This window comes from Gordonia lacunae, from assembly GCF_002149015.1.
In the GTDB taxonomy this organism is placed as follows: domain Bacteria; phylum Actinomycetota; class Actinomycetes; order Mycobacteriales; family Mycobacteriaceae; genus Gordonia; species Gordonia lacunae.
Genome location: NZ_NGFO01000004.1, coordinates 41730 through 67786, shown reverse-complemented (window position 1 = coordinate 67786; position 26057 = coordinate 41730). Strand labels below are relative to the sequence as shown.

General features: G+C 68.1%; 19 protein-coding genes. 6 read left to right on the top strand and 13 right to left on the bottom strand.

What is annotated here, in order from left to right; all coding sequences use genetic code 11:
* Positions 1-5 precede the first annotated feature (5 nt).
* The 6 genes from CA982_RS04765 to CA982_RS04740 all read right to left on the bottom strand — a co-directional run bounded on the left by CA982_RS04765 (position 6) and on the right by CA982_RS04740 (position 11514).
* Entirely contained in the window at positions 6-1787 is a 1782-nt protein-coding gene (locus CA982_RS04765; protein WP_086534210.1) for an SDR family oxidoreductase, read from the bottom strand.
* A gap of 204 nt (positions 1788-1991) precedes the next feature.
* Complete coding sequence (locus CA982_RS04760; RefSeq protein WP_086534209.1) at positions 1992-3245, bottom strand: pyridoxal phosphate-dependent aminotransferase; 1254 nt, start codon at positions 3243-3245, stop codon at positions 1992-1994.
* Positions 3246-3326: 81 nt separating this feature from the next.
* Positions 3327-4589, bottom strand: coding sequence for an arginine deiminase (locus CA982_RS04755; protein ID WP_086534208.1), 1263 nt, complete (start codon positions 4587-4589; stop codon positions 3327-3329).
* A 55-nt stretch (positions 4590-4644) separates the two neighbouring features.
* A complete protein-coding gene (locus tag CA982_RS04750; protein ID WP_244176131.1) occupies positions 4645-6042 on the bottom strand; it encodes a basic amino acid/polyamine antiporter in 1398 nt (465 codons plus the stop codon).
* A 200-nt stretch (positions 6043-6242) separates the two neighbouring features.
* On the bottom strand, positions 6243-9911 hold the full coding sequence (locus tag CA982_RS04745; RefSeq protein WP_086534206.1) for a (Fe-S)-binding protein: 3669 nt from the start codon (positions 9909-9911) through the stop codon (positions 6243-6245).
* A gap of 229 nt (positions 9912-10140) precedes the next feature.
* On the bottom strand, positions 10141-11514 hold the full coding sequence (locus CA982_RS04740) for a WS/DGAT/MGAT family O-acyltransferase (protein ID WP_086534205.1): 1374 nt from the start codon (positions 11512-11514) through the stop codon (positions 10141-10143).
* Positions 11515-11669: 155 nt separating this feature from the next.
* Here CA982_RS04740 and CA982_RS04735 point away from each other — a divergent pair, with 155 nt between their 5' ends.
* On the top strand, positions 11670-12242 hold the full coding sequence (locus CA982_RS04735; RefSeq protein WP_086534204.1) for a SanA/YdcF family protein: 573 nt from the start codon (positions 11670-11672) through the stop codon (positions 12240-12242).
* Positions 12243-12245: 3 nt separating this feature from the next.
* Here CA982_RS04735 and CA982_RS04730 read toward each other — a convergent pair whose 3' ends face one another.
* A complete protein-coding gene (locus tag CA982_RS04730) occupies positions 12246-14462 on the bottom strand; it encodes an acyltransferase family protein (RefSeq protein ID WP_086534203.1) in 2217 nt (738 codons plus the stop codon).
* Positions 14463-14602: 140 nt separating this feature from the next.
* Here CA982_RS04730 and CA982_RS04725 point away from each other — a divergent pair, with 140 nt between their 5' ends.
* From CA982_RS04725 to CA982_RS04715, 3 genes are all read left to right on the top strand, one after another.
* Positions 14603-15163, top strand: a complete 561-nt coding sequence (locus CA982_RS04725) for a dihydrofolate reductase family protein (protein ID WP_086534202.1) — start codon at positions 14603-14605, stop codon at positions 15161-15163.
* Positions 15164-15288: 125 nt separating this feature from the next.
* On the top strand, positions 15289-16647 hold the full coding sequence (locus CA982_RS04720; RefSeq protein WP_086534201.1) for a styrene monooxygenase/indole monooxygenase family protein: 1359 nt from the start codon (positions 15289-15291) through the stop codon (positions 16645-16647).
* Between the two features lie 154 nt (positions 16648-16801).
* Positions 16802-17734, top strand: coding sequence for an oxidoreductase (locus tag CA982_RS04715; RefSeq protein ID WP_086534200.1), 933 nt, complete (start codon positions 16802-16804; stop codon positions 17732-17734).
* 7 nt (positions 17735-17741) lie between these two features.
* On the opposite strand, the gene CA982_RS04710 is transcribed toward CA982_RS04715, so the two are convergent.
* The 3 genes from CA982_RS04710 to CA982_RS04700 all read right to left on the bottom strand — a co-directional run bounded on the left by CA982_RS04710 (position 17742) and on the right by CA982_RS04700 (position 21042).
* Entirely contained in the window at positions 17742-18827 is a 1086-nt protein-coding gene (locus CA982_RS04710) for an NAD(P)H-dependent amine dehydrogenase family protein (protein WP_086534199.1), read from the bottom strand.
* A gap of 30 nt (positions 18828-18857) precedes the next feature.
* Entirely contained in the window at positions 18858-19952 is a 1095-nt protein-coding gene (locus CA982_RS04705; RefSeq protein WP_086534198.1) for a Rieske 2Fe-2S domain-containing protein, read from the bottom strand.
* A gap of 64 nt (positions 19953-20016) precedes the next feature.
* A complete protein-coding gene (locus CA982_RS04700) occupies positions 20017-21042 on the bottom strand; it encodes an alpha/beta fold hydrolase (RefSeq protein ID WP_086534197.1) in 1026 nt (341 codons plus the stop codon).
* Between the two features lie 276 nt (positions 21043-21318).
* On the opposite strand from CA982_RS04700, the gene CA982_RS04695 reads away from it, so the two are divergent.
* Positions 21319-21981 (top strand): TetR/AcrR family transcriptional regulator, encoded by a 663-nt coding sequence (locus CA982_RS04695; protein WP_414961147.1) that lies wholly within the window; start codon positions 21319-21321, stop codon positions 21979-21981.
* A gap of 31 nt (positions 21982-22012) precedes the next feature.
* Here the strand turns inward: CA982_RS04695 and CA982_RS26660 are convergent, their stop codons facing one another.
* Entirely contained in the window at positions 22013-22168 is a 156-nt protein-coding gene (locus CA982_RS26660) for a hypothetical protein (protein WP_167383329.1), read from the bottom strand.
* Positions 22169-22320: 152 nt separating this feature from the next.
* Here CA982_RS26660 and CA982_RS04685 point away from each other — a divergent pair, with 152 nt between their 5' ends.
* Positions 22321-23325 carry a chemotaxis protein CheB gene (locus CA982_RS04685; protein ID WP_086534195.1) on the top strand — a complete coding sequence of 335 codons (1005 nt, stop codon included), beginning with the start codon at positions 22321-22323 and terminating at the stop codon, positions 23323-23325.
* Here the strand turns inward: CA982_RS04685 and CA982_RS04680 are convergent.
* Complete coding sequence (locus CA982_RS04680; protein WP_086534194.1) at positions 23316-24098, bottom strand: hypothetical protein; 783 nt, start codon at positions 24096-24098, stop codon at positions 23316-23318. The genes CA982_RS04685 and CA982_RS04680 overlap by 10 nt on opposite strands.
* A 13-nt stretch (positions 24099-24111) precedes the next feature.
* A complete protein-coding gene (locus CA982_RS04675) occupies positions 24112-26004 on the bottom strand; it encodes a CheR family methyltransferase (protein ID WP_086534193.1) in 1893 nt (630 codons plus the stop codon).
* Between the last annotated feature and the right edge of the window lie 53 nt (positions 26005-26057).

Sequence of the window (26057 nt, the reverse complement as noted above, 5' to 3'; positions counted from 1 at the left end):
GTCGTTCACCCCGTCACGTTCTGACGGGCGCCGATGCGCGACAACCACGGCGCGAAGCGGTAGATGCGGTATCCCACCTTCGCCTCCACGGTGACGGGCACCACCGCCCTGTTGTGTTCGATGGCCGCGACGATCTCCCCGGCGACCCGGTCGGGGGTGAATCCCCGGCGCTGGTAGAACCGGTCGAGCCGATCGCGGCGGGCCTGTTCGGCCTCGGCGTCGAGGCCGGCGATCGGCGTCGAGGAGACGATGTTGGTGTCGACGAGTCCGGGACAGATCGCACTGACGCCGATGCGGTGTTCGGCGAGCTCGGCGCGGAGCGATTCGGAGAACAGCAGCACGCCCGCCTTCGACGCCGAGTACAGGCCGAGACTGCGTGACGGCGTGAACGCCGCGGCCGATGCGATGTTGACGATGTGCCCGCCCACGCCGCGCTCGACCATCTGGCGGCCGAACTCGCGGCTGCCGGTCACCACGCCGCGCAGGTTGACGTCCAGGAGCCGGTCGACCTGCTCGTCGGTGGCGGCGAGTACTCCACCGGCCAAGCCGATTCCGGCATTGTTGACCACGATGTCGGGAACCCCGTGGAGGTCCCGGATGCGTGCGGCGAAGGCGACGAAATCCGCGGTGTCCGACACGTCGAGGAGGTACGCATGTGCCGCCGACCCCGCGACCTTGCAGGCGCGGGCGGTCTCGTCGGCGGACGCGAGGTCGAGGTCGGCCAGCACGAGCTCGCACCCGCGCTCGGCCAGTGCGAGGGCCGTCTCTCGTCCGATCCCGCTGCCCGCACCGGTGATCACGACGAGTTTGCCCGCCAGCGGTTTCGGTTCGGTGAACAACCGCGCGCGCTCGATCGCCGGCGCCGGGTCCCCGCTGTTGGTCTGCAGCGCAAGGAAATCCAGGACGAGTCCGGTCAGATACTCGGGGTGGGTGTAGGGCAGCCAGTGGCCGGTCGGGGTGTCGCGCCGCCAGAGCTTCGCGGCGTAGGTCGGCGTGTTGTCGTAGATGGCGGGCCGCAGCGCGATGTCGCGTTCGTTGACCACCTGGAGCACCGGCACGGTGGTGGTCCGAGGATCGGGGCGCAGGAGTTTGGCGCGGATGTTCGCGCGGTACAGGGCGAGGCCGGTCACCATGTCGCGGCGCAGCGAGTCGGCGACGTCGACGTTCTCCGGTGGGGTGCCCTCGACCGCCCGCAGGAACTGCTTCCAGACCGTCGGATTGCCCAGCGCGCGCAACAGCACGTTGGGGAGCACCGGGAGCTGGAAGAGCCCGGTGTAGGCCGAGGACATCGACTGCGCGAGAACGTTTCGCAGATGACGAGGGGTGGGGCTCGCGACCTGGTCGCGAACGAACTGCCCGAGGTGGTCGAGGTTCGGACCGGATACCGAGACGAACGAGGCGATGCGGGCGTTCGCGCGCGGTCGGCTGACGGCCTCCCACGTCTGCACCGATCCCCAGTCATGGGCGACGACGTGGACGGCGTCGTCGGGACTCACCGACTCCGCGACCGCGTAGAGGTCGTCGGCGAGCTCGTCGAGGCTGTATGCGGCGACCTGCCGGGGGCGGTCGCTCTCGCCGAAGCCGCGGCAGTCATAGGCGACCACGTGGTACCTCTCCGCCAGCCGCGGTGCGATGTGGGTCCACAGGTGGTGGGTGTCCGGCCAGCCGTGCACCAGCAGCACCGTGGGTTTCGACGAATCGCCCAGCTCGTAGGTGGCCAGCCGGATTCCGTTGCTGGTGACGGTTCCCCGCCGCCAGTCCGGTTGCTGAACTGCCTTCTCGGACATGTGTCACCTCGCTGTGAATGGCCCCGACGCCGCTCCTCGGCATGGCCTACGGATTCATCGGCGGAACGCTGAGCGTCCGACGACGTACCCGATGGAGGTACACGTTACCAACGGTTACATAAATGTCCAGACCCCTGGGAAGCAGTGAGGGCCCGGTCCGCAGACCGGGCCCTCATCTGGGGCTTTGCGCAGAACTGCGCGGGATCACTGTCGATACGACGACAAGAAGTTGCCGATACGCTCCACGGCCTCGGTCAGATCCCGCGACCACGGCAGCGTGACGATGCGGAAGTGGTTGTGGTCGTCGAGGTTGAACCCCGTCCCCTGGACGACGAGGATCTTCTCCTGCAGCAGCAGGTCCTGGACGAACAGTTCGTCGTTGTGGATCTCGTAGATCTCGGGATCGAGGCGGGGGAACGCGTACAGCGCGCCCTTGGGCTTCACGCAGCTGACCCCGGGGATCTCGTTGAGCTTCTCCCAGGTGACGTTGCGCTGTTCGTACAACCGGCCGCCGGGGGAGACGAGGGCCTCGATGGACTGGTAGCCGCCGAGCGCCACCTGGATCGCGTGCTGGCCCGGCACGTTGGCACACAGGCGCGTCGACGCCAGGATGCCCATGCCCTCGATGAACCCGCGCGCGTGGTCCTTCGGTCCGGTCATCACGACCCACCCGGCGCGGTAGCCGCAGACGCGGTACGCCTTCGACAGACCGTTGAAGGTGAGGCACAACAGATCCGGCGCCAGCGACGCCACGTTCACGTGCTCGGCGTCGTCGTAGATGATCTTGTCGTAGATCTCGTCGGCGAGGATCAGCAGCGAATGCTCACGGGCGAGTTCGACGAGCTGCTCGAGGACCTCGCGTGAGTAGACCGCGCCGGTCGGATTGTTCGGGTTGATGATGACGATCGCCTTGGTGCGGTCGGTGATCTTCGCGGCGATGTCGGCGACGTCGGGGTTCCACCCGTTCTCCTCGTCGCAGCGGTAGTGCACGGGCTGCCCGCCGGACAGCGAGGTCATCGCGGTCCACAGCGGGTAGTCGGGCGCCGGGATCAAGACCTCGTCGCCGTCGTTGAGCAGCGCCTGCATCGTCATGGTGATGAGCTCGGAGACACCGTTGCCCAGGATCACGTCGTCGACGTCGAAATACGGGAAGTCGGGGATGAGCTCGTAGCGGGTCACCACGGCACGCCGCGCGGAGAGCACGCCGGCGGACTCGGAGTAGCCCTGCGCGTAGGGGAGGGCGTGGATCATGTCGCGCATGATCACGTCGGGGGCCTCGAAACCGAACAGCGCCGGGTTGCCGATGTTCAGCTTGAGGATTCGATGGCCCTCCGCCTCGAGCCGCTGCGCGTGCGCGTGGACCGGTCCACGGATCTCGTAGCACACGTTCTGCAGCTTGAACGACTGCTCGAGCGGCTTGAGGTTCTGGTTGAGGTGCGAAACATGGGGCCTACTCACGGGTACATTGTCGCAGCCGGTGGCAAATGCGTTTCTGCCAGTGCGGTGCCGTGGGCGGAACCGGTCCGCTCACCGGTGGGACTAGTAGTCGACCGCGTCCCTGATGAGCGGACACGTCATGCAGTGACCGCCGCCCCGCCCGCGCCCGAGTTCGGCGCCGACGATGGTGATGACCTCGACGCCCGCCTTGCGCAGCAGGGTGTTGGTGGTCGTGTTCCGGTCGTAGGTGATGACCACTCCCGGTTCGAGGGCGACGGCGTTGTTGCCGCTGTCCCATTGCTGGCGTTCGGACTGGTAGACATCACCCCCGGTCTCGATCACGCGCAGCGCGTCCAGGTCGAGCGAGCGCGCCACGGTGTCCACGAAGGAGCCGGTGCCGTGGTCGATCACGTCGACCCCCGGCGCCGCGTCCGACGGCAGCAGCGAGAAGGTGTGTACCGCGTCGATGATCCGGGGGTACAGCGTGACGATGTCGCGGTCGGCGAAGGTGAACACCGTGTCGAGGTGCATGGCCGCTCGCAGCTTCGGCATGCCCGCGACCACCACCCGGTCGGCGGCCCCCTTCTCGAACAGGGTCCTGGCGACCTGGGTGATGGCTTGGCGCGAGGTGCGCTCGCTCATGCCCATCAGGACGACCCCGTTGCCGACCGGCATGATGTCGCCACCCTCGAAGGTGGCCCGGCCCCAGTTCTGTTCGGGATCGCCCCACCAGACCGTCGCGTCGACGAAGTCCGGGTGATACAGGTAGATCGCCTTGTAGATCAGGGTCTCCTCGCGTCGCGCCGGCCAGAACAGCGGGTTGAGGGTCACTCCGCCGTACAGCCAGCAGGTCGTGTCGCGGGTGTAGAGGGTGTTCGGCAGTGGCGGGAGCAGGTACTCGCGTGCGCCGACCTGCTCGCTGGCGAGTTTGAGGTAGCCGGACCGGAAGTCGGCGGGCAGATCGTCGGTTGCGAGCCCGCCGATCAGGACCTCGGCGAGGGCTCGCGACGTGAGCGACTCGAGGTAGCCGCGAGTGCTGTCGACGAGACCCAGTCCGACGCGGTTGGTGACGATCGTGCGATCGAGCAGCCAGTCCCGGGCCCCGGGGAGTTCGAGCGTCGCTGCCAGGACGTCGTGGAGTTCGAGAACCTCGACGCCGCGCTGCGTCATCTTGTTGACGAAGTCCGCATGGTCGCGCTGCGCGTTCTCGACCCACATCACGTCGTCGAAGAGCAGGTCGTCGCTGTTGGACGGGGTCAGGCGCCGATGCGCGAGTCCGGGGGCGCAGACGAGTACCTTGCGCAGGCGGCCGACCTCGGAGTGGACACCGAGTGCGGCGGTTCCGGCAGTGGCGGAGGAGGTCATCGGGGACAGGGCCTTTCGGTCGTGGACGGTTCGGTGTGGTCTCGTCCGGGAGGTGTCACAGGGTGATGGCCCCGGTGGCCAGCGCGCCGATGCCGAGGACCGCGCCGGTGATCAGCACGGCGCACAGGGCGGCCTCGGCCGGTCGGAAGATCCGCGCGCCGTTCTCGCGTCGCGCCATCACGTACAGGATGGTGCCGGGCGCGTAGATGATGCAGGACAGGATCAGGAACTCGGGCCCGGCCGCGAAGACGAGGAACACCGTGTAGACGGTGGCGAGCACGGCGATCGCGAGCGCCCGGCGTGCCGGTGTTCCGGACCCGCGTTCGGGGAGCGCGACCTTCACCGCGAAGGCCGCGGCGAGGAAATAGGGGATGAGCGACAGACTCGTGCACAGGTCGAGGAGGAAATCGAGCGAGTCCTCGGCGAAGAGCACGACGATGATCAGCGTCTGAACCATCAACGAGGTGAGCGCGAGTGCCGCGATGGGGGCACCGGCGCCGTTCTGCCTGGACAAGAAGCGAGGCATGTCCTTGTCCTGGGCGGGGATGAACAGCACCTCGGCGGCCATCAGGGTCCAGGCGAGGTAGGCGCCGAGGACCGAGATGACGACACCGAAGCTGATGAACGCGGTTCCCCAGCTGCCCACGATCTCGGCCAGGAGAGGCGCCATGGACGGTTGCCGCAGGGCCGCGATCTCGGCCTGCGGGAGTATGCCGTAGGAGAGCAGGGTGACCGAGGCGAACACACACAGCACGCTGACGAAGCCCAGGATCGTCGCGCGGCCCACGTCCTCGCGGCGTCGGGCGTAGCGGGAGTACACGCTGGCACCTTCGATCCCGAGGAACACGAACACGGTGATGATCATCGTGTTGCGGACCTGGTCGAAGACGGCGCCCGCGGTGACATCCTCGGTGCCCCAGAAGTTGTCCGTGAAGACCCCGACGTCGATCGCGACGGCGGCGACCGCGATGAACACCAGGATCGGCACGATCTTGGCGACGGTGACGATCCGGTTGATCGCGGCGGCATCCTTGACGCCGCGGGCGATCAGCGCGGCGAAGACCCAGATCCCCACGGTCGAGAGCAGCGCGGCGATCACGGTGTCACCCTCGCCGAGTGCAGGCCAGGCCTTGCCGATGGTGCTCATGATGAAGACCCAGTAGAAGGCGTTGCCCGCGCACGCGCTCGCCCAGTATCCGAACGCCGAGTTGAAGCCGACGTAATCCCCGAAACCGGCCTTGGCGTAGGCGAACACGCCGGAATCGAGTTCCGGCCGGCGAATGGCCAGGCGCTGGAAGACGAGTGCCAGGGTCAGCATCCCGACGCCGGCGATGGTCCACGCGATGATCGCCGCGAAAGCGCCTGCGGACGAACCGAATCGGGCGGGCAGGGAGAACACCCCGGCGCCGATCATCGAGCCGACCACCATCGCGGTCAAGGTCGGCACGCTCATGCCTGCCGTCCGCTGTACGGCGTTGTCCGCGACTGACATATCTGCTCCTGACCAAGGGCTGCGATCAGCTTCGACTCGCTAACGATGCCATAGCCGCAGACTCTCGGCAGGACTTCGGTTCCGGCGGGGAGGGATGCCGACGGCACGACGCAGAACGGGCCCCGACCTGTCGGTCGGAGCCCGTTCCGGGGTACTGCGGACTACTTGTGGCCGGGCCGCTTCTTGCCGGCCGCGATGCCGAAGCCCTTGGCCTTCGACGCCCCGGTCTCGGCGACGGTACGAGCCGCGGACGAGCCGTTGCTCGACGCCGCGGGCGCGTCGTCGGCCTCCTCGTCGGACGCGGTGTCCACCGCACCCGCATCGGCGGCTTCGGTCGCGGGGGACTCCTCGGCCGGAGCCTCGGTTGCCGGGGCGTCCTCGGCCTGCGAGGCCTCGGTCTCCGGAGCCTGGGGTGCGGAAGCGGTCTCCGGTTCGGGAGCAGCTTCCGATGCCGGCGCAGCAGCCGCCGGAGCGGCCTTGCTCGCGCCGCCCGGGCGCTTCTTGCCCGCGGCCATGCCGAAGCCCTTGGCCTTGGCCGGCTTCTCCTCGGTCAGCGCCGCGGCCGACCCGCCCTGCGGTGCCTCGGCTGCCGGCGTCTCGGCAGCGTCTGACGCTGCGGGCGCAGGCTCCGGCTCCGCGGCTGCCGGCTCGGGTGCGGACTGGGCCGGTGCTGCGGCCGGCTTGGCCGCGGCCTTGCCGATCCCGCCCGGCCGCTTCTTGCCGGCGGACATCCCGAAGCCCTTGGCCTTGCCCGGCTTTTCTTCCGTTGCGGCAGCGACAGGTGTGTCCGTTGCGGCAGCGACAGGTGTGTCCGTTGCGGCAGCGACCGATGTGTCCGTTGCGGCACCTGCCGACTCGGTGTCGACGGTGGGCGCGGCATCCGGGGCCGATTCGCTCTCGTCGACCTTGCTCTCGGCGGGCGCGGTCACCCCGGCAGCCGGGGCCGCCGCATTGGTGGCCTTCTGGCCCGGACGCTTGGCCTTGCCCATACCGAAGCCCTTGGACGCGGGCTTCTTCTCGGCCGCGGTCTCGGTGGCGGCCTCGGCGACCTCCTCCTTGACCGCTTCGGACGACTCGGTCTCGGCCGGCACCGGTTCGGCGGAACCGCCGGCGGGCTTGCCGGCGGCCCCCGGACGCTTGGCGCCGCCCTTCATGCCGAATCCCTTGGCTGCGGGCTTCTTCTCGGCGGGTGCCTCCGCAGATGCCTCGGCGGGTGCCGATTCCGTCGCGGGGGTGGCCGAAGTGGCTGCGGCGCCGGGCTTCTTACCGCCCTTCATGCCGAATCCCTTGGACGCCGGCTTCTTCTCGGCGGGCGCCTTGTCGGCGGGGGCTTCCGGTGTCGCGGTCTTGGCGGCCGCGCCCGGCTTCTTGCCGCCCTTCATGCCCAGGCCGACCTTCGGCTTCGGAGCGGCCTCGGTGGCCGCCGATGCCGATGCCGATGCCGATGCTGCGGCCGCGGCCGGGACCTTCTCGGGCTCGGGTTCCGGCTCCGGCTCGGCAGCGCTCGGACGCGGTCCGAGGAACCGGCCGCCGAGCTTGACCTCGGTCGGACCGCCGCGCTTGACCGAGTCGAGCAGCAACTGCGCGACGTCGACGACCTCGACCTTGCCCTCGGACTCGGTGCCGCTGGTCCGGGCCGTGACACCGTCGGTGAGCATGACGCGGCAGAACGGGCAGCCGGTCGCGACCTTCTTGACCTGGTCGCCGGTCGTGTCGCCCAGAGTATCCAGCGCCTCGTCGACCCGGTCGATGTTGATCCGCTTGCCGATCTGCTCTTCCATCCACATGCGTGCGCCACCGGCACCACAGCACATGGACCGCTCGCCGTGACGCGGCATCTCGGTGAGCGTCGAACCGGCGGCACCCATCAGTTCACGCGGTGCGTCGTAGACCTTGTTGTGCCGGCCCAGGTAGCACGGGTCGTGGTAGGTGACGCCCTCGCCGAGCGGCGCGACCGGGACGAGCCGCTTCTCCCGCACGAGGCGGTTCAGCAGCTGCGTGTGGTGCACGACCTCGTACTTCGCGCCCAGCTGCGGGTATTCGTTGCCCAGCGCGTTGAAGCAGTGTGCACAGGTGACGACGACCTTCTTGCGCTGTTCGGGTGCGGTCGCGAAGACCTCGCCGAGCATCTCGATGTTCTGCTGCGCGAGCATCTGGAAGAGGAACTCGTTGCCCGCACGTCGTGCGGAGTCACCGGTACAGGTCTCGCCCTCGCCGAGGACCATGAAGTTCACCGCGGCCATGTCGAGAAGTTCGGCGACGGCCTTGGTGGTCTTCTTCGCGCGGTCCTCGTACGCGCCGGCGCAGCCGACCCAGAAGAGGTACTCGAAGCCCTCGAACGACTCGACGTCCTTGCCGAAGACCGGGATCTCGATGTCCATCTCGTCGATCCAGGCGGTGCGCGCGGAGGCGTTCTGGCCCCACGGGTTGCCCTTGTTCTCGAGATTCTTGAACATGCCGGCCAGCTCGGTCGGGAAGTCCGACTCGATCAGGACCTGGTAGCGGCGCATGTCGAGGATGTGGTCGACGTGCTCGATGTCGACGGGGCACTGCTCGACGCAGGCACCGCAGGTGGTGCAGCTCCACAGGGTCTCGGTGTCGATGACCGCACCGAGCGCCTCGGGGTCGAACTCACCCTCCACGGCCTCGACGACCTGACCGCCACCGAGATCACCCTTCGACTCGCCGACGAGCTTGCGTGCCGCTTCGGCGCGTGCCGCCTCGGGGATGGCGTTGAGCTTGTCCTCGAGGACGTTGCCGTCCGCGTCGACCAGGCCGACCTCGTCGCCGCCCATGTCCTTGCGGCCGCCCGCCAGCAGGTAGGGGGCCTTGGCGTTGCCGTGATCGCGCAGCGACATGATCAGCAGCTTCGGGCTCAGCGGCTTGCCGGTGTTCCATGCGGGACACTGCGACTGGCAGCGACCACATTCGGTACACGTGGTGAAGTCGAGCCAGCCCTTCCACGAGAAGTCCTCGATCTTGCCGGCGCCGAACGCGTCGACGTCGGGGTCGGCGGTCTCCATGTCGAGGACCTTGCCCTGGCTCATCATCGGCTTCGCGGCACCGAGGGCGACGCCGCCGTCCTGCTCGCGCTTGAAGTAGATGTTGAAGAAGGCCGAGAAGCGGTGCCAGGCAACGCCCCAGCTGATGTTCATGCCGACCATGGCCAGCCACACCATGCCGCTCATCAGCTTGATGACGGCGAAGATCGACACCAGCGTCGGCGAGGCCGGCAGGATCTTCGCGACCTGCATGGTGAAGAAGTCGGAGTAGACGTTGGAGTGGTGATAGGTCGCGATCTTCGAGGCCTTCACCAGGATCATGCCCAGGCCCTCGAGCAGCACGACGGCCTCGACGAAGTAGGCCGGGCCGAAGCGCGAACCGCCGAAGCGGGACAGTCGTTCCGGGACGCGCGGGTGGTTGAGCTGACGGATCACGATCAGCACCATGATGCCGACCACGGTTCCGATACCGAGGAGCTCGTCCCAGAGGTGCCAGGCGAAGGTGTCGCCGAAGACGGGCCAGTGGAACTCCGGGTTGATGGACTGGCCGTAGGCCTCGAACCACAGCAGGGCGCCGCCGAGGAAGCCGATCATGACCAGCCAGTGCGCCCAGCCGACGGTGCGGAACTTCACCATCCGGGTGTGGACGATGAACTCCTTGAGCATCGTCAGCATGCGCGGGAGGATGGGCCAGAAGCGGGCGCTGTCGACCTTGTGGCCGAGTTTGATGGTGCGGTAGATCCGCACCACGCCGCCGAGGAACAGGTACCAGCAGAGGAGGCTGATCACCGCGGCTGTCGTGCCGATGGCAATCGTCGTGGTAGTCACGGGCGCGTACCGGCCTTTCGTCTAGGTCGTCCGCCCCCGGTCGCGGAACGCGAGGCTGGGTACCACGGGGCGGTGTACTACAGGTAACCGTAATTCGTTGCGCCACCGGCGCGCTGCCAAGGCTGGCCTAATTACGCTGGTCTACCTCATGACAGATGATACTCGCGAGTAACTTACTGTCGAGTCAGGGTGTCCGAAGCCACGTCGGGAACGCGCGCGCACGCGGGTGTCACCGCGTGCGCGCGACCTTCTCGAGCTCTTCGAGTGCGGTGTCGAGGTGCGTGAGCAGCCGTTGCAGACTCGGGAGCTGGGCCCGCGCGCCGATCAGGCCGAAATTGATGTGCTCGGCGGTGCTCGTCACCGTGATGTTGAGGGCCAGGCCCTGCGTCGGAATGGAGACGGGATACACACCGTCGAGCCGGGCCCCGTTCCAGTAGAGGTGCTTCGACGGCCCGGGCACGTTGCTGATGATGATGTTGAACTGCGGCGGGACGTACTGCACGAAGCCGGGGACGGTGGCGAAGGCCAGCGGCGCGAAGTTGGCCGCCCCGAGTGCGAGTGCCTGCAGCGGGCGCAGGCCGCGGACCACCGACTTGCTGTGCCGGGCCGAGTCCACGAGCTTGTCCAGCCGGCGTTCGGGATCGGGTTCGTCGGTCGCGAGGCTGACCAGGATCGCGGTCACCGCGTTCCCCTCGTCGTCGCCGTCGGTGTGCATCGACACCGGTACCGCGGCGATGAGCGGAGCGTCGGGAAGCGCATCGTGCTCGATCAGATAGGACCGCAGCGCGCCCGCGCACATCGCGACGATGACGTCGTTGAGGGTGATGCTGCGGGCATCGGCCACCGCCCGAAGGCGTTCGAGCTCCCACTGCTGCGAGGCGAAGCGGCGGGCGCTGCCGATCGCGACGTCGAGGATGGTCCGCGGTGCGCGGCCCAGCGGCGCCACGAACTCGGGATCGCGCAGGCCGGAGACCGCGACCTTCGCCGCGGCCGGTCCCATGCCGGCGACCTGGCCGGCCACGTTGGCGAGCCCGGACACCCGGCTGCGCAGGCTCGGCGCGGGGCGCGGCGGCCGGCGCTCGGCCAGCGCCGGATCCCAGGGCGCGGTGCCCGACCGGTCGTCGGGGTCGTCGGACAGTGTGCGATGAAGCAGCCGGAGCGCCGAGACGCCGTCGACCAGCGAGTGATGGACCTTGGTGTAGAGCGCCACCCGGCCGTCGTCGAGGCCCTCGATGACGTGGATCTCCCACATCGGACGGAACCGATCCATCAGCGCCCCGTGGTTGAGGGAGACGTAGCGCAGCAGCTCGCGGACGCGGCCCGGGCGGGGCAGGACCGCACGCCGGACGTGATAGTCGAAGTCGATGTCGTCGTCGTAGGACCAGGCCACGTTGCCCAGCAACGTGACCGGCGAGGCCGGCCGCTTCCGGAAGAGCGGATGGACATCGGTACAGCCGCAGAACGCCTCGATGATCTCCTCGGCGAGCTCGCTGGACGACTGCCCCTCGCGCGGCACGAACAGCTGGAGTCCCCCGACGTGCATGGGTTGCTCACGGGTCTCCGCCAGCAGGAACATCGACGAGGTGACCGGCATGTACGGCATTCGCACCATCACTTTCACACCGCGGAGTGGTGCGCACAGGCTGAACGCGACCGAGTCTTCCAAGTATCACGGGGTGACCGCCGGGCCCGGGCTGGAATGGTCATGTTCCCCGACGCGCACCCTACGTTGTAGGGGTGAGGTCAGGTGCTCGTCTGGTGCTGCCGGTACTGCTGGTGCTGGTCGAATTGTGGATCACCCTGGCCGTCACCTGGATGTACATCGCGTCGGTGGGCAGGGTCGACGACGCGGCGGCGCCCGCGTCCCGGCCGACGCTGCTGGTGCTCGGTTCGCTCGTCTACGACGACGGGTCGCCCGGCGATTACGTACGTGGTCGCCTCGACACCGCGCTGGAGCTCTACCGGTCCGGTGGTGTCGACCGGATCATCAACTCGGGCAACGGCTCCGCGGAGGCCGGGAACGAACCGGCAGTGATGCGACGCTATCTCGAGGAGCGCGGGGTGGCGTCGCGGGTGATCGCCGACGACCCGGCCGGTCTCGACACCGCGGCGAGCTGCCGGCGGGCCCGGGAGGTGTTCGGCGTCCACGACGTGGTGATCGTGACGCAGGGTTTCCACCTCCGCCGCGCCATCGCGCTGTGCCGGGACCAGGGTGTCGACGCCCGCGGTGTCGCGGCCCGTTGTGATTGTCCCGCGTGGACTCTGGTCCGCAACCACATCCGCGAGACGGTGTTCGCCGGGCCGCGGGCGCTGCTGACCGCGGTCGGTTGACCCTCACCACCAGTGAAGCGACCGCTGGAGATCGGCGTCGACGGCGGGGATGAGGCTACGGACGAAGGTTGCCGAGAGGTGGTGGAAGTCGTGCCACACCAAGATGTTCCCGACCACCGCGGGACAGTACTGGTCGTCGCACATGGCGTCGGTGTAGTCGAGGAAGCTCATGTTGGGGAACTCGCCGGCGAGCGCGGCCGCGGGGTCGGCCGGTGCCATCGCCTGGGCGCGGGGAACGCCGCACACCTCGGGTTTGCGGCCGCTGGCGAGGCACTCCGGTGGCTTGAGTTGTCCGGTCGCCCAGGGATTGTCGCGGACCGCGACGACGCGCTGCCCGCGGTCGCGGAACTGGGCGAAGATCTCCTCGTAGTCCTTGGGGACGTAGTCGCCGTCGCCGGACTCGACGGGGCGTGTGCTGTTGGTGAACACCACGTCCGGTTTGTCGACGGCGAGCCGCTCCATGACGCGACGTGACCAGTCGTTGCACTGGTAGTACTTCTGGCCGAACCAGGTGAAGACGTGCTCGGTGGTGAGGGCGCAACCGACCTTGAGGTAGGTGGTCACGCGGAAGTTGTGGCGTTTGCCGATGGCGTCGAGCGCGGTGATCCACTGTTCGGCGTGCGAGCCGCCGACGAGAGCGATCGTCCGGGTGGCGTCGACGTCGCCGTAGTACCCGACCTTGATCGACGGGTCTTTCCACCCGCTGATGATCGAGTCGTAGGAGGTGATCGGCCAGTCCATGTCGACGACGTCGGGGCTCGGTTGCGCGGTCACGTTCGGCACGGGCGCACCGTCGAGGAACGCGCGTGCACCGGGGTAGAGCCGCGGGTCGAGGTTCTGGGTGTCGAGGGTGGCGTTGGCGGCGTCGCGCTGCCAGGTCACCGCTGCGGCACCGGCCGCGACACCGATGACGACCAGTACCGCGACGAGCGCGCGCCGGTACCCGCGGGTGTTCCGGAGGGCGGGCCGCGGTGCCCCGTCGTCGACCCCGGCCGTCGCCGGGGACCGCTTCGGCTTCGGCTTCCCCGCACGCAGCGGCGCCTCGACGTACTTGGTCGTCAGCCAGGCCAGCAGGACCGACACGGCCAGGATGGCGGTGCCCTCGAACCACGAGACGTCGTCCTGATAGCGCCACGCCAGGTAGAAGATAAGCAGCGGCCAGTGCCACAGGTACAGCGCATACGCGATCGAGCCGAGCCACACGAGTCGCGGATGGGCGAGGCCGCGGCTGATCCCGGAACGGATGGTGGTCTGGCCGGCGGTCGTTGCCGGATCGACCGGTGCGGTCTGTGACGAGCCGACCCAGATGAGGAGCAGCGTCGCACCGACCGGCACGAGGGCCCAGGCCGCGGGGTACTCCTGGACGCCGGCGATCCACCACCCGCACGTGATGATGAGGCCGAGGGCGACGACGCCGATGAGGTCGCGCACCCGTCGCGACAGCGCGATCCGCGGCATCCACACCGCGAGCAGGCCACCCACGAGCGGCTCCCACAGACGGGCGACGGTGTCGTAGTAGGTGAACGGCTGGTTGATCCCGTGGCGGTGGTTGGCCCACGCGAACGAGCCCAGGGCGACGACGCCCAGCGCGATCCCGACGACACCACGGACCACCTTGGGGTCGGCGAAGAACGCGAACCGTCGGCCCAGGGCGCGCAGCACCGCGCCCAGCGCCAGCGCGCACACGAGGGTGAGGACGAAGAACTGGCCCTGCATCGACATCGACCAGAGATGCTGCATCGGGCTGTTGGCGGAGTCGGCGGCCGCGTAGTCCTGCGACTCGAACGCGAGGTGCCAGTTCTGGTAGTACAGCGCGCTGGCCTGCAGTTCGGCGCCGAGCGGTCCCCATCGGGTCGTCGGCATGATCAGCGCGATCAGTCCGGCGGTGACCGCGAGCACCAGCAGCAGGGCGGGGAGCAATCGGCGCAGGAGCCGGGAGAACCGCGGCCACGGATTGATCGCCGCGCCCCAGGAACTCGTCGCGGGCTGCGTCGCGAGAACGTGTTTGAGCAGGGAGGCGACGAAGAAGTAGCCCGACAGGGTGAGAAAGACGTCGACGCCGCCGGACACCCGGCCGAACCAGACGTGGAAGATCGCCACGAGCGCGATCGCGATACCGCGTAGCCCGTCCAGGTCCAGCCGGTACCCGGAGGTGTTGCCGGTCGCGGCGTCCTCGTTCGGGGTCGCGACAGGTGTCGCGGCGGTCAGGGGCGTACGCACAGAGGGCGATGGTACTTGCCCGCACCTGAGCGCATCCTGGCACGAGTGGGGTGTCGGCGGACCTCACAGCAGACTCGTAGGTTTCACCCGTCGGCTCGGAGTCGCTGTGGGCGTCGGGATGGCGTCGTACCATCCCTCGCATGCTGCTCTTGTCGATGGGCGTCTCGGTGGACGGCTTCATCTCCGACCGTGACGGCAACTTCAACTGGTCGGTCCCCGCCGACGATCTGTTCGCGTTCCACACCGAGCGGGTCGGCGAGCTCGGTGCCTTCGTCTGCGGCCGTCGGCTCTACGAGACGATGCTGGTGTGGGAGCCGGACCCGCGGATGCGCGAGAACGAGGCGGATGCCGCGTTCGCCGACATCTGGTCGGCGCTGCCCAAGGTGGTCTTCAGCCGCACCCTCACGACAGTCGAGGGCAACGCTCGGCTGGCGCAGGGCTCCCTGGCTGACGAGCTGTCCGCGGTACTGGACTCGACGGACGCCGACGTGGAGATCGGTGGTGCCGACTTGGCCTGGCAGGCAATCGAACTCGGGTTCGTCGATGAATTCCGCATCTTTCGGTATCCGGTCGTCGTCGGTGGCGGTACACCGTTGCTGCCCCCGGTCACCGACCCGATTCGGCTCGAGCTCGCCGAGACCCGGATCTACGGCGGCCAGGTGATCTACGAGCGCTACCTCCGCGTGCGCGACGACGCGTAGCGCCCCGCCCGACCACTACGACGCACGCCATTCGTTCTCGGTGCGTCTAACCCTTCAGTCACAGCACTCGCCCCGGCACCCTGTCGAGCAGCCATTCCACGCCGACAACCAGGGGAGATTCTTACATGACAGCACGACGATCGGTTGCGATCATCGGGGCCGGGCTGGCCGGGACCAGTGCGGCACTCGGCTTCGTCGACGCCGGGTTCGACGTCACGCTCTACAGCGACCGGGACCGCGAGTCGTTGCGCGACAAGGTGCCGCCGACCGGTGTCGGCGTCCTGTTCGGCAAGTCCCGCGAGTGGGATGCCGAGATCATCGAGGACCTGTACGAGGTCAGCAACACGACCGGCATCAGCGCGCGCCTGTACTCGGGCAGCGGCGACGAGCGCGCGGCGGTCCTCGAGTTCAACCCGGATTACGGCTACGTCGCCCAGGCGGTCGACCTCCGCCTGCGCGCCGACGACCGTCTTGCCCGATTCCTGGACCGCGGCGGCCGATTCGAGGTCGGACAGATCGGCCTCGACCGTCTCGACGCGATCGCCGCCGACGCCGACATCACCCTGGTCGCCACCGGCAAGGGCGGCCTGTCGACGCTCTTCCCGGTCGACGAGTCGCGCACGCATTACCGGGAACCCCAGCGTCGTCTGCTGCAGGTCACCCTCACCGGCGTCGACCACGGCCCCGAGTCCTTCGCCTACCGCAGCAGCGCGGGCGGCGACCACTCGCTGTTCAATCTGGACGCGCAGAACGGCGAGATCTTCGTCGGTCCGTTCCTGCACAAGGACGCCGGACCGACGTGGTCGTTCATCGTCTTCGCCAAGCCCGACGGGGCGTGGGCGGCCCGGATCGACGACGTCCACGACGCGGTCTCGGCCCGGCAGACGATCGCCGGCATCTTCGCCGAGTTCTTCCCGGAGGATGCGCCGGTCATCGATCGACTGCAGGTCATCGAGTCCGATCCGGTGTCGTGGCTCAAGGGCGCGGTCACCCCGACCGTGCGGCAGGCCGTCGCCACCACGGCGGGCGGGCATCCGGTCGCGGCGATCGGTGACACCGCGATCGCCGTCGACCCGGTGGCGGGACAGGGTGCGCAGAACTCGCTGATCCAGGTCGCCGAACTCGTGAAGGCCGCTCGGGACCACGAGGGCGAGTTCACCGCCGAGTGGCTGTCAGCGGAGTTCGAGAAGCACTGGGAACGGCGCGGACGGGCCGCGGTCGAGGTCACCCGGCTCTACCTGGGCGATCCCGACTATGCGACCCACCTGGAGTTGTCGTTTCCGGCTGCCGCCGTCAGTCCCGCCATCGCGTCGGCCCTGTTCGGTCTGCTCTCCGAACCGAATCCGCTGCTCGGTCTGCGGACCCGCGAGGACGTGGAGGGCTTCATCGCTGCGGTGGCCGGAGAGCCGCACGACGAGGTCCTCGCCCGCTTCGCGCCGGCCGGACAGTTCAGCAGCGCCACCCCGGCGGCCGTGAGCGCCTGACCCGCTCACCGCCTCCCGCACCTCGCCGCCCGGCTCTCGGACGGCGGGGTGCGGTCGTTCAGGTGCACTCGAATCGGACGCCCCGCCCGAAAGCGACACCCGTGGTGTGATACGAACGACATCGTCGTTCGAGTCGGCGCCGGAGGGGGCAGATGTGAAGTCGGGGTGGACGTTGGCCGACGCGCCGCCGCAGACCGGACGGGTCGCGGTGGTGACCGGCGCGAATTCGGGGATCGGACGCGAGATCGCGCTCGGGTTGGCGACGCTGGGCGCGCGTGTCGTGCTCGCCTGCCGCAATCCCCAGACCTCGGTGGAGGCCCGCGACGACATCGTCGGCAAGGTCCCCGGGGCGGAGCTGGAGATCGTCGATCTCGACCTCGCGAGTCTGGATTCCGTCCGTGCCGCCGCCGCTGAGATCCGGCGGCATCATCCACGGATCGACATGCTGGTCAACAATGCCGGGGTGATGCGGGCGCGTCGCGAACTGACGCCCGACGGATTCGAGATGGATTTCGGCACAAACTATCTGGGCCACTACGCGCTGACCGGTCTGCTGGCCGATCGCCTGCTGGCCGCGGAGTCGGCGCGCGTGGTCACCGTGGGGAGTCATGCTCACCGCGCGGGGGCCATCGACTTCGACGACCTGCCGATGGACCGGACCTTCAGCAGTGCGGGTGCGTACTCGCGCGCCAAGCTCGCCCAGATGCTGTTCGCGATGGAACTCGACCGCCGGATGAGAAGCGCTGAGGTGTCGGCGATCTCGCTGGCGGCCCACCCCGGGGGCACCCGGACCGGGGTGATGCGCGAGCAGAGCCGGTTCCTCCAGTGGGCCTACCACGCGCCGTCGCTGCGCTGGCTCACCGACCGGTTCATCATGGATCCGCCCGACGGCGCCCTGCCCGTCCTTCGTGCGGCCACCGATCCGAAGGCGGAGGGTGGCGAATACTACGGTCCGGTCGGCAGCCTCGGACTCGCCGGCCCACCCGTGCTGGTGGAGCCGTCGGTGAAGGCGAAGGACGGCGACGTCGCCGCGCGGTTGTGGGACGTCGGTGCCGAACTCACCGGGGTGACCATCGACCTCGGTTGACTTCGTGTCAGATCGCGAACCGTCCCGCGAACGAGCGCAAGGGGAGATCGGCGCTCGTCACGATTCCCGGTGCCGCCGCGACGACCGACGTGATCGAGTTGAGGGCCGGGAGTCCGGTGACGGTCATGCCGATGGACGCGAAGTTCTCCGGATTGGAGAGGTCGAAACCCTTGCGCGGGAAGATCATGTGCTTGGAGTAGATGTTCGGGTCGCCGGTCACCTGGGTGATGTAGCAGGCCTGGATGTTCCACGACGGATCGGTGTGCGGTGTCATCTGCCATTCGAGATGCGATTCGACGCGCGCCACGCCGTCGACCATGCCCTGGTACTTGATGTAGCTGCCGCCGAGTGAGCCCTGCGGGAGCTGATACCAGCCGAGGTCGACGTCCTTGGTGCAGGCGCCCAGCTCGTAGGAGAAGGTCACCTCGTCGAGTTCGAGATCGAAGGCGTCGGCCATCAGGTAGACCGAGTCTGCGAACACCGCGGTGTACTTGTACAGCGAGTCGGGGATACTCGGGTCGTCGACGGGCAGGCCGTATCCGACCGCCTTCCACGTGTCGACGGAATGGTGGCAGGAGACGTCGACGGATTCGATCACCGTGACGTTCTCGATGTCGGCCACGTCGGCGGTGTGCACGATCCCGAGGATCTGTGCCAGACCGGGATTCATGCCGGTGCCGTAGAAGGTGGCGCCACCGCGCTCGCAGGCCTCGGCGATGACCTCGCTGACCTTGCGCCCGGACTGGTGCGGATGGTTGGTGTCGCGGTGGAACCCGGTGATCCAGTCCGCGGTGGTGACGACGTTGATCCCGGCCTCGAGAACTCTGACGTAGAGATCCTCGTCGGGGAAGACGCCGTGGAACGTGAGGACATCCGGACGGGCGGCGATGATCTCCTCGACCGTGCCGGTCGCGGTCACCCCGACCGGATCGATGCCGACGATCTCACCGGCATCCCGGCCGATCTTGTCGGGCGTATAGCAGTGCAGGCCGACCAGTTCGAGGTCCGGATGCGACTGGATGCGTCCGATCATCTCGGTGCCGAGGTTTCCGGTGGCGACTTGGAAGACGCGGATACGTGGGGAGGCGGTCATGACAGATCCTTTCGGCGGAAGCAGTTCCGGTCAGGGCTGCGCGGCGGCGCGCAGCGCGTCGAGCTCGGATCGGCGGATGCGGACGAACTCCTCCGGCGAGGGCACGGCGCCGCTCGGTGCGGACGGGTCGGCGCCGTCGGGCCCGCCGTCGGGATAGAACTGGCGCGCCCACTTCCGAAGGGCGGTGAAGCCTTCGAACTCTTTGCGGGACAGGGCGGGCGGGTCGGAGTAGCGCTGGTGTGCCCAGATGTCGATGTCAGCGGCGAACTGCTCGATGACGAGATCGGCCATGACGGTGCCGTAGCGGGTGATCTCGCCGGTCTCCTCGCCCGGTTTGCGGCCGATCCACACGGTGAACCGGACGTCGGAGGTGTGCTCGTCGACCGGGGTGACCGCCGGCATCGTGCGATTGTCGACCATGCCCCAGCTCTTCGTGACCGAACAGCCCAATCCGGCATTGATGGATTCGACTCCGCTGGTGGCGTTCTCGAGCGTCGCGCCCTCGTCGAAGGCGATCGTGAAGTCGACGTGGGACACCGGGCCGTCGAAGTCGTGCCTCGTGAACTCCGGCATGAACGGGGTCTTGTGGACGAACGTGAAGTGGGCGAAGTCGACGCCGTTCTCCATGATGTACTGCGGATGGATCTCGAGTCCCGGCCGGAACAGGGTGGCCGCGGGGACCGGCGGATAGTAGTCGGCCGCGGTGCTGTCGTCGCCGAAGTCGCCGAAGATGTCGGGAACATCGAAATATGGTGGGCGACCGTCGGTGTCGTGCCAGATCCAGACTGCCTCGTTGCGTTCGAGGACGGGGTAGCTGCGGATGCGGCGTCCCCGGTTGGGGTGTTTCTCGTACGGGATGCACACGTTGCGCCCCTCGCGGTTCCACTCCCAGCCGTGGAACGGACACACCAGGTTCTCGCCGTCGACGTGGCCGCCGTGCCCGAGATGGGCGCCGAGGTGTTCGCAGTAGGCATCGAAGACGGAGACCGCACCGGAGCGGGATCGCCAGGCGACCATCTCGCGGCCGAAGTACTTCATCGTGTGGACGGCTCCGACAGCGATCTCGGAGCACCAGGCGACCTGAAACCAGCCAGTGGGTGTCATCGACAGGGGCGTTCTCGCCATGCGGCAACGGTAGGTCCCCCGGACCCAGAATGCAAGAGGGTTCTATGAAAAGTGTCGTGCCAGGTCAGCTGGCGGTTTCGACCAGTTCGGGAGTCGGCGACGCCGCATCCATCACCCGATGGATCTCGGCCGTGAAGTCGTCGGCGGCCTCGATGTTCGACGCGTGCCCGGTGTCGAGGACGACGAGGCGGTCGAGCTGGCCGCGGATGGACAGTGCATGCGCGATGCGTTGGGTCATCGCATGGGGGAGGAGGAGGTCGTGCCGACCGCCGATCACGGTCGTCGGTACCGAGATCGCCTCCGCGCCGGTGGGTCCCATCGCCAGTTGGAGGAGCGCGACCGCGGCCTTGGCGCGCGAGCTCGGTGTGCACGAGCGGGTCATCGCGAGGACGAACGCGGCGTGGTCGATGGTCGCCGACCGGCCGTTCAACACGCGGTGGCGGATGAGGCTCCGGGTGAGACGGTCGCCGGGAAACGGGATCGGCACCGACAACGCCATCTGCAGGAGCCAGAGCGGTGCCTTGATCGGACCGTTCACGAGCGGCAGCACGCGGCTCTCCGTCGCGATTCCGCCCCAGGTGGTGTTGGCGAGAATCATGGCCGCGGCGCGTGACTCGGCCTGGTCGCGGTGCCGGTGCGCCCATGCCTGCAGGGTGATGCCGCCCATGCTGTGGCCGACGAAGACCGCCTTGGAAGTGTCGGGGACCGTCTGGGAGACCACGGCGGACAGATCGTCGGCCAGGACGTCGGCATCGAATTTCCGGTGGCCCCAGGTGCTCTCGCCATGACCGCGCTGATCGTAGGCGATCACGTGGTAGCGCTCGGCGAGCGCGTTGACCTGTGGATTCCAGTACTCGACGCAGCACGACCAGCCGTGCACGAGGATCAGAACGGGTGCGTTCGCCGGGCCGTGGTGCACGACGCGCAGCCGTGCGCCGTCGTCGGTGACCGCCCAGGAGGTCCGTTCGGGTTCGCGGCTGTTGAAGAGGGCGTCCACGTACACCCTGTTGCGTAGCCGCCGACGTGCCTCGGCCGGCGAGAAACCGGCCAGCGTGTGTCGGGCCGAACCCAGTACACCGGTGGAAATCATGTCGTCCTCCTCGCCCCCGCCTCGTGACAGGTGTCACAGGAGACCTTGATGATACAAATCCATGCGGTGTGTTCCTTGGGTTTCGGAAACACGGTTTGTGCCATATGTCGGGTTGTCTCGAACCGGCCGGATGCCTGCTCGTCTGATGGTCGTCCGCTCTTCGTCGCCATCGGGTGATCGGACGGGTAGCCGAACGAACGATCGTCAAACATCCCGCCGGTCAGGGCGTCGGCGGAGCGTCGTGGCCGGGAACGGCACCGACTACGATCGGCAGCCATGGCCTCCGGTGACTCCCGCGCCTCCGACACCCGGTCCGCGGACGCCGGCGGGACTCCGGGCGTCCCGAGGCGGGTGAACAAGCGCGGCCAGGCGACGCGCGACGCGATGCTCGACGCCGCTCTCGTCTCGCTGGCAACGGGCGATCCCGCGTCGGTGTCGGGCAACCGGATCGCGAAGGACATCGGCGCGACGTGGGGCGCCATCAAGTACCAGTTCGACGACATCGACGGCCTGTGGGCGGCCGTGCTGCACCGGACCGCGGAGCATCGCGGCGACCTGCCGGTGAGCGTGAAACCCGAAGCGCCGCTGGCGGAGCGGGTCGCGGCCATCGTCGACCTCATGTACGACGGACTGACCGCGCCCGAGTCGCGGGCGATCGAAACCCTGAGGGCGGCGCTGCCGCGGGACCCGGACGAGCTGCGTCGTCTGTTCCCCAAGACCGCCGCCGAATTCGCCTCCTGGGGACCGTCCTGGATCGACTCGTGTCAGCGTGCTTTCGCCGACCTCGACATCGATCCGGAGCGGGTTCGTGAAGTCGCGGCGTTCCTGCCCGGCGCCATGCGCGGCCTGGTGTCGGAGAAGCAGCTGGGCAGCTTCCAGGACCAGCAACTGGCACGTCGAGGACTGGCCAAGGCCATCGTCGCGCTTCTCGCGGGCTAGGCGGTACTGGGGACGCGACGGACCGGAACCTTCAGTCGCCGGAGTCGTCGCCGGTTTCCTCGGCGTCGTCCGCGCCCTCCGCCTGATCCGGCTGCGACGCGTTCGTCGTGAGCATCTCCGGGTCGGCGTCCGGATCGTGCTGGTCATCGGGGTCGTTCACTCCGGTGGGCGAACTGTCAGATGTCATCGTCAACTCCTTCGTTCGCAGTCCGGGATTCCCGGAGTTCGATCCGGCGAAACCCCTGATCCGGCGTATCCTGGCATCCGACGCACGGTCGATCACGGGTCCACGGCGCCCGACGGAGATTGCCGACCCGAGACGCGGGGTAAGGCTCGGACATGACACAACAACGCGTGGTGGCCATCGGCGCATCCGCAGGCGGCGTCGAGGCGCTGTCTGTCCTGGTGTCGTCCCTGCCCGCGGACTTTTCGCAGGCAGTCCTGGTTGTGCTGCACATGCCGGTCGGTGTGTCGAGTGCGTTGCCGCGCATTCTCGATCGCGCCGGCCCGCTCCCGGCGGTGGCCGCCGAGAACGACATGGAACTGCGTCCGGGGACCATCTACGTGGGTGTCCCGGACCGCCACCTCCTCCTGAACGACGACCGTCTGGCGGTCACCGACGGCCCCACCGAGAATCGGCATCGACCCTCGATCAATGCCCTGTTCCGCTCGCTGGCCCTCCACGCGGGCCCGTACGGGACCGGCGTGTTGCTGTCGGGCGCGCTGGACGACGGGGTCAACGGCCTGGTCGCCATCCGTGAGCGCGGAGGTGTGACCGTGGTGCAGGATCCCGCCGACGCGGCCTTCCCGGCGATGCCGACGAACGCGATCAGCCGCGCCGAACCTGACCACATCGTGACCGCCGCGGATGCGGCGAAGGTGTTGACCGAGCTCAGCGGTCGGCAACTGACGGAGATCACCATGGAGCCGGACAGAATGCTGGAGACAGAGAACCGGATCGCGATGGGGCACGCCTTCGCGAAGCCGTCGGACTCGGAAGACCTGGGACCACCCACCAATTTCGTGTGCCCGGATTGTCACGGCGGCCTGATGCAGATCGACGAGCACAGCTTCCGCTGCCGCATCGGGCACGCGTGGTCTGCGGACGCATTGCTGCAGGCCCAGTCGGCGGAGATCGATTCCGCCCTCGGGATGGCCATCCGGAGTCTCCAGGAGAAAGCCGAGCTGGCGGAGAGCCTTGCGGCCAAGGTGTCCCCGGGCGTCCTGCAGAAGCGGTATCAGCGAACCTCCGCCGAGGCCCGCCACGCCGCCGACGTCCTCCGGACCCGACTCTGGTCTCCGCCGTTCACGGAAGGCGATGCGGCCGAAGCGGTTCAACCCTGACGGTCGGGTTCGTCGAACCGAGCGACCTCCTCCGCCCCGACCACCGCCCAGACGGTCTTCCCGTTGCCGGTGGGCGTGTAACCCCAATGCCGGCTCAGCAGCGCGAGAACCGCGAGTCCGGACGCGATCGGTGTGTCACCGTGGGTGTCCTCGACGCGCACCGGGACGGTGGGGCTGTCATCGCTGACCGCCACGACCAGGCGGCCGGTTCCGTGCACCTCGACGCGGATGTCGGGATCGGCGTGGGTGTGTCTCAGCACGTTGCCGACCAGGATGGTGGTCAGCAGGCGCGCGAGCCGGACGAAGTCGGGGTTCCAGTCCTCGACGGCGCGCACGACGGCCCCACGCGCGGCGTCGAGTGGTGCCGGTCCGTGTCGCGGGATCACGGTGCGCGCGCGGTGGGTGACGCGGATGTCGCGCCGTTCGGTGACGTGGTCGAGCGCGGCGTCCAGCGACCGATAGGCGGGGACATAGCGGGTGATCCCGGACCGCACCAGATGATCCAGCCGCGCCGGGTCGGCGACGACGGCCACCGGCACGTTCGGCCAGTCGCGGATCAGCCAGGCCGCACTGGTCAGCACCGACCACGCCGACGCCGTGGGTACATCCAGAGCTCGGACGTCGACGACGAGGCAGTCCGGCGCATCGGTCGCCGCCTTGACGATCGCGTCGCGAACGGTCAGGTAGGTCCTGGAGTCGAGGACGCCCGACACCGCGAGCACGGTGGCCGCGTCGCGGCGTAGCGCGCGCACGGAGAGATCGTCGGTACTCATCGTGTCCTCGTGGTCATGGGGAGGCTGCCTCGTCGGCGTCGTTGGGTTCGACGGGTTCGACGGGTTCGACGACGAGCATGGCGCCCCGGATCTCGCGACTTCGTGACCGGAACGGACTGCAGCGCACCCGGATACGCACCGAGCGTCCCCGGCGGTTGATGGCGTCGAACTCACGCGAGCCGGTGTACGCCGGGTCGACGAAGGCGCCACCGACCATCGGTCGCAGGTCGGCGGTCGGCAAGCCGATGTCGAGACCCAGCAGGGGCTGGCCCGCCGCCTCCGCGGCCGACACCCCCCACATCTCCTCGGATGCGCGATTCCAGACCGTGATGCGCATGTCCCGATCGACGACGATGATGCCGATCTCCGCGGAGTTGACGATCGAGTCGAAGAACTCCCGGGTGTCGCTCAGCTCGACGGTCCGTTCACCGAGAGCCGCGTTGATGACCTGGAGTTCGTCGTTGGTGGACTGGAGCTCCTCGTTCATCGTCTCCAGTTCCTCGTTGGTGGACTGGAGTTCCTCGTTCGTGGTCTCCAACTCTTCGACTGTCGACTGCAGTTCCTCGTTGGTGGTCTCGAGTTCTTCGTTGGTGGACTGGAGTTCCTCGTAGGCTGTCTCGAGCTGCCGGTTGGCATCTTCGAGTTTGTCGAGAAGCGCACGGGTGGCACTGATGTCGAAGAACGCGATGGCCACCCCGAGCAGACCGTTGTCGCCGTCCACGAGCGGATTGATGTGGACCTCCAGCCAGATCGACTGCCCGCCCTGGTTGGACCACTCGATGTCCCGGATTCTCGACGATCGTCGTTCGATCTTGGCCTGTTCGATGTAGCCCCGCAGTTCGACCGGACGGTAGGAGACCTCGAGATCGCGCAGGAGTCGGCCGATGTCGCGGCCGGAGAGCCCGAACATCAACTCCGCCTGCTGGTTCACCATCGCCACGGTGTCGTCGCCGGTGATCACGATCTGTGCGACCGGGGAGTGCCGGAACGCCAGTTCGCGCAGCGACGACAAACCGTTGTTCTCCGGACCCGGCAGCGGATCACCTTCGATGGGTGTGCCGCCGATGGCTCCCCGGTATCCGGCGACCTTGCGGAACAACCTGTTCTTCAGATCGAACGGCGCGAATCGGTCGCTGTGACTCAGCAGCATCTCGGCGTGCCCGAGGAACAGGATGCCCTGGGGCGCCAACGCGAAGTGCAGCCGACCGAGTACTCGACGCTGCGTCTCGGCGTTGAAGTACATGAGGGTGTTGCGGCACACGAGCAGGTCGATCCGGGAGATCGGAGCGTCCTGGACGAGATCGTTACGACCGAAGATCACCGCCCGCCGTAGGTCCTTGGTGAAGACGTATCGCGAGCCCTCCTTCTCGAAGTAGGTCGCGAGCAGGTCGGGCGGGATGCTCTCGACCGCGCGCGCATCGTATGAAGCCTGCCTTGCCTCGGTGAGGGCGTCCTCGTCGACGTCGGTGGCGTAGATCTTGACGCGCTGACGGAAACTCTCGGCACCGACACCCTCGGCCAGCAGCATCGCCAGCGAGTACGCTTCCTGGCCCGAGGCGCAGCCTGCGCTCCAGACCCGCACCGGGTCGTCGGGTCCGCGCTGGGCGAGGAGTTGCGGAATCACGGTGCTGCGCAGGCTCTCCCAGGCTTCCTCATCCCGGAAGAACGACGTCACGTTGATGAGGATGGTGTTGAACAGTGCGCTGAACTCGTCGGAGCTCGCCTGCAGATGATCGAGGTAGTCGGCGAAGTTGTCGAACCCCACCTGCTCCATCCGGTGCGTGACCCGTCGCCGGAGAGACGTCCGTTTGTAGCCGGTGAAATCGAAGCCGCGGGCGTCGCGCAGATACCGCAGCAGGGTTTCGAAGTCCTCGCCGTTCTGCGCCGGACCGTTCTCCACCGACATCTGCTCCGTACCTCTCCTCGCGCGGGCCTGGCTGTCACCCTGCACCCTAGTGG

Coding starts and splice junctions, on each gene's coding strand:
- CA982_RS04685 (WP_086534195.1), top strand. CDS start 22,321: ATGACACAACAACGCGTGGTGGCCATCGGCGCATCCGCAGGCGGCGTC.
- CA982_RS04700 (WP_086534197.1), bottom strand. CDS start 21,042: ATGATTTCCACCGGTGTACTGGGTTCGGCCCGACACACGCTGGCCGGT.
- CA982_RS04680 (WP_086534194.1), bottom strand. CDS start 24,098: ATGAGTACCGACGATCTCTCCGTGCGCGCGCTACGCCGCGACGCGGCC.
- CA982_RS04740 (WP_086534205.1), bottom strand. CDS start 11,514: ATGCCGTACATGCCGGTCACCTCGTCGATGTTCCTGCTGGCGGAGACC.
- CA982_RS04710 (WP_086534199.1), bottom strand. CDS start 18,827: ATGACCGCCTCCCCACGTATCCGCGTCTTCCAAGTCGCCACCGGAAAC.
- CA982_RS26660 (WP_167383329.1), bottom strand. CDS start 22,168: ATGACATCTGACAGTTCGCCCACCGGAGTGAACGACCCCGATGACCAG.
- CA982_RS04720 (WP_086534201.1), top strand. CDS start 15,289: ATGACAGCACGACGATCGGTTGCGATCATCGGGGCCGGGCTGGCCGGG.
- CA982_RS04755 (WP_086534208.1), bottom strand. CDS start 4,589: ATGACCTCCTCCGCCACTGCCGGAACCGCCGCACTCGGTGTCCACTCC.
- CA982_RS04705 (WP_086534198.1), bottom strand. CDS start 19,952: ATGGCGAGAACGCCCCTGTCGATGACACCCACTGGCTGGTTTCAGGTC.
- CA982_RS04750 (WP_244176131.1), bottom strand. CDS start 6,042: ATGAGCGTGCCGACCTTGACCGCGATGGTGGTCGGCTCGATGATCGGC.
- CA982_RS04695 (WP_414961147.1), top strand. CDS start 21,319: ATGGCCTCCGGTGACTCCCGCGCCTCCGACACCCGGTCCGCGGACGCC.
- CA982_RS04725 (WP_086534202.1), top strand. CDS start 14,603: ATGCTGCTCTTGTCGATGGGCGTCTCGGTGGACGGCTTCATCTCCGAC.
- CA982_RS04675 (WP_086534193.1), bottom strand. CDS start 26,004: ATGTCGGTGGAGAACGGTCCGGCGCAGAACGGCGAGGACTTCGAAACC.
- CA982_RS04765 (WP_086534210.1), bottom strand. CDS start 1,787: ATGTCCGAGAAGGCAGTTCAGCAACCGGACTGGCGGCGGGGAACCGTC.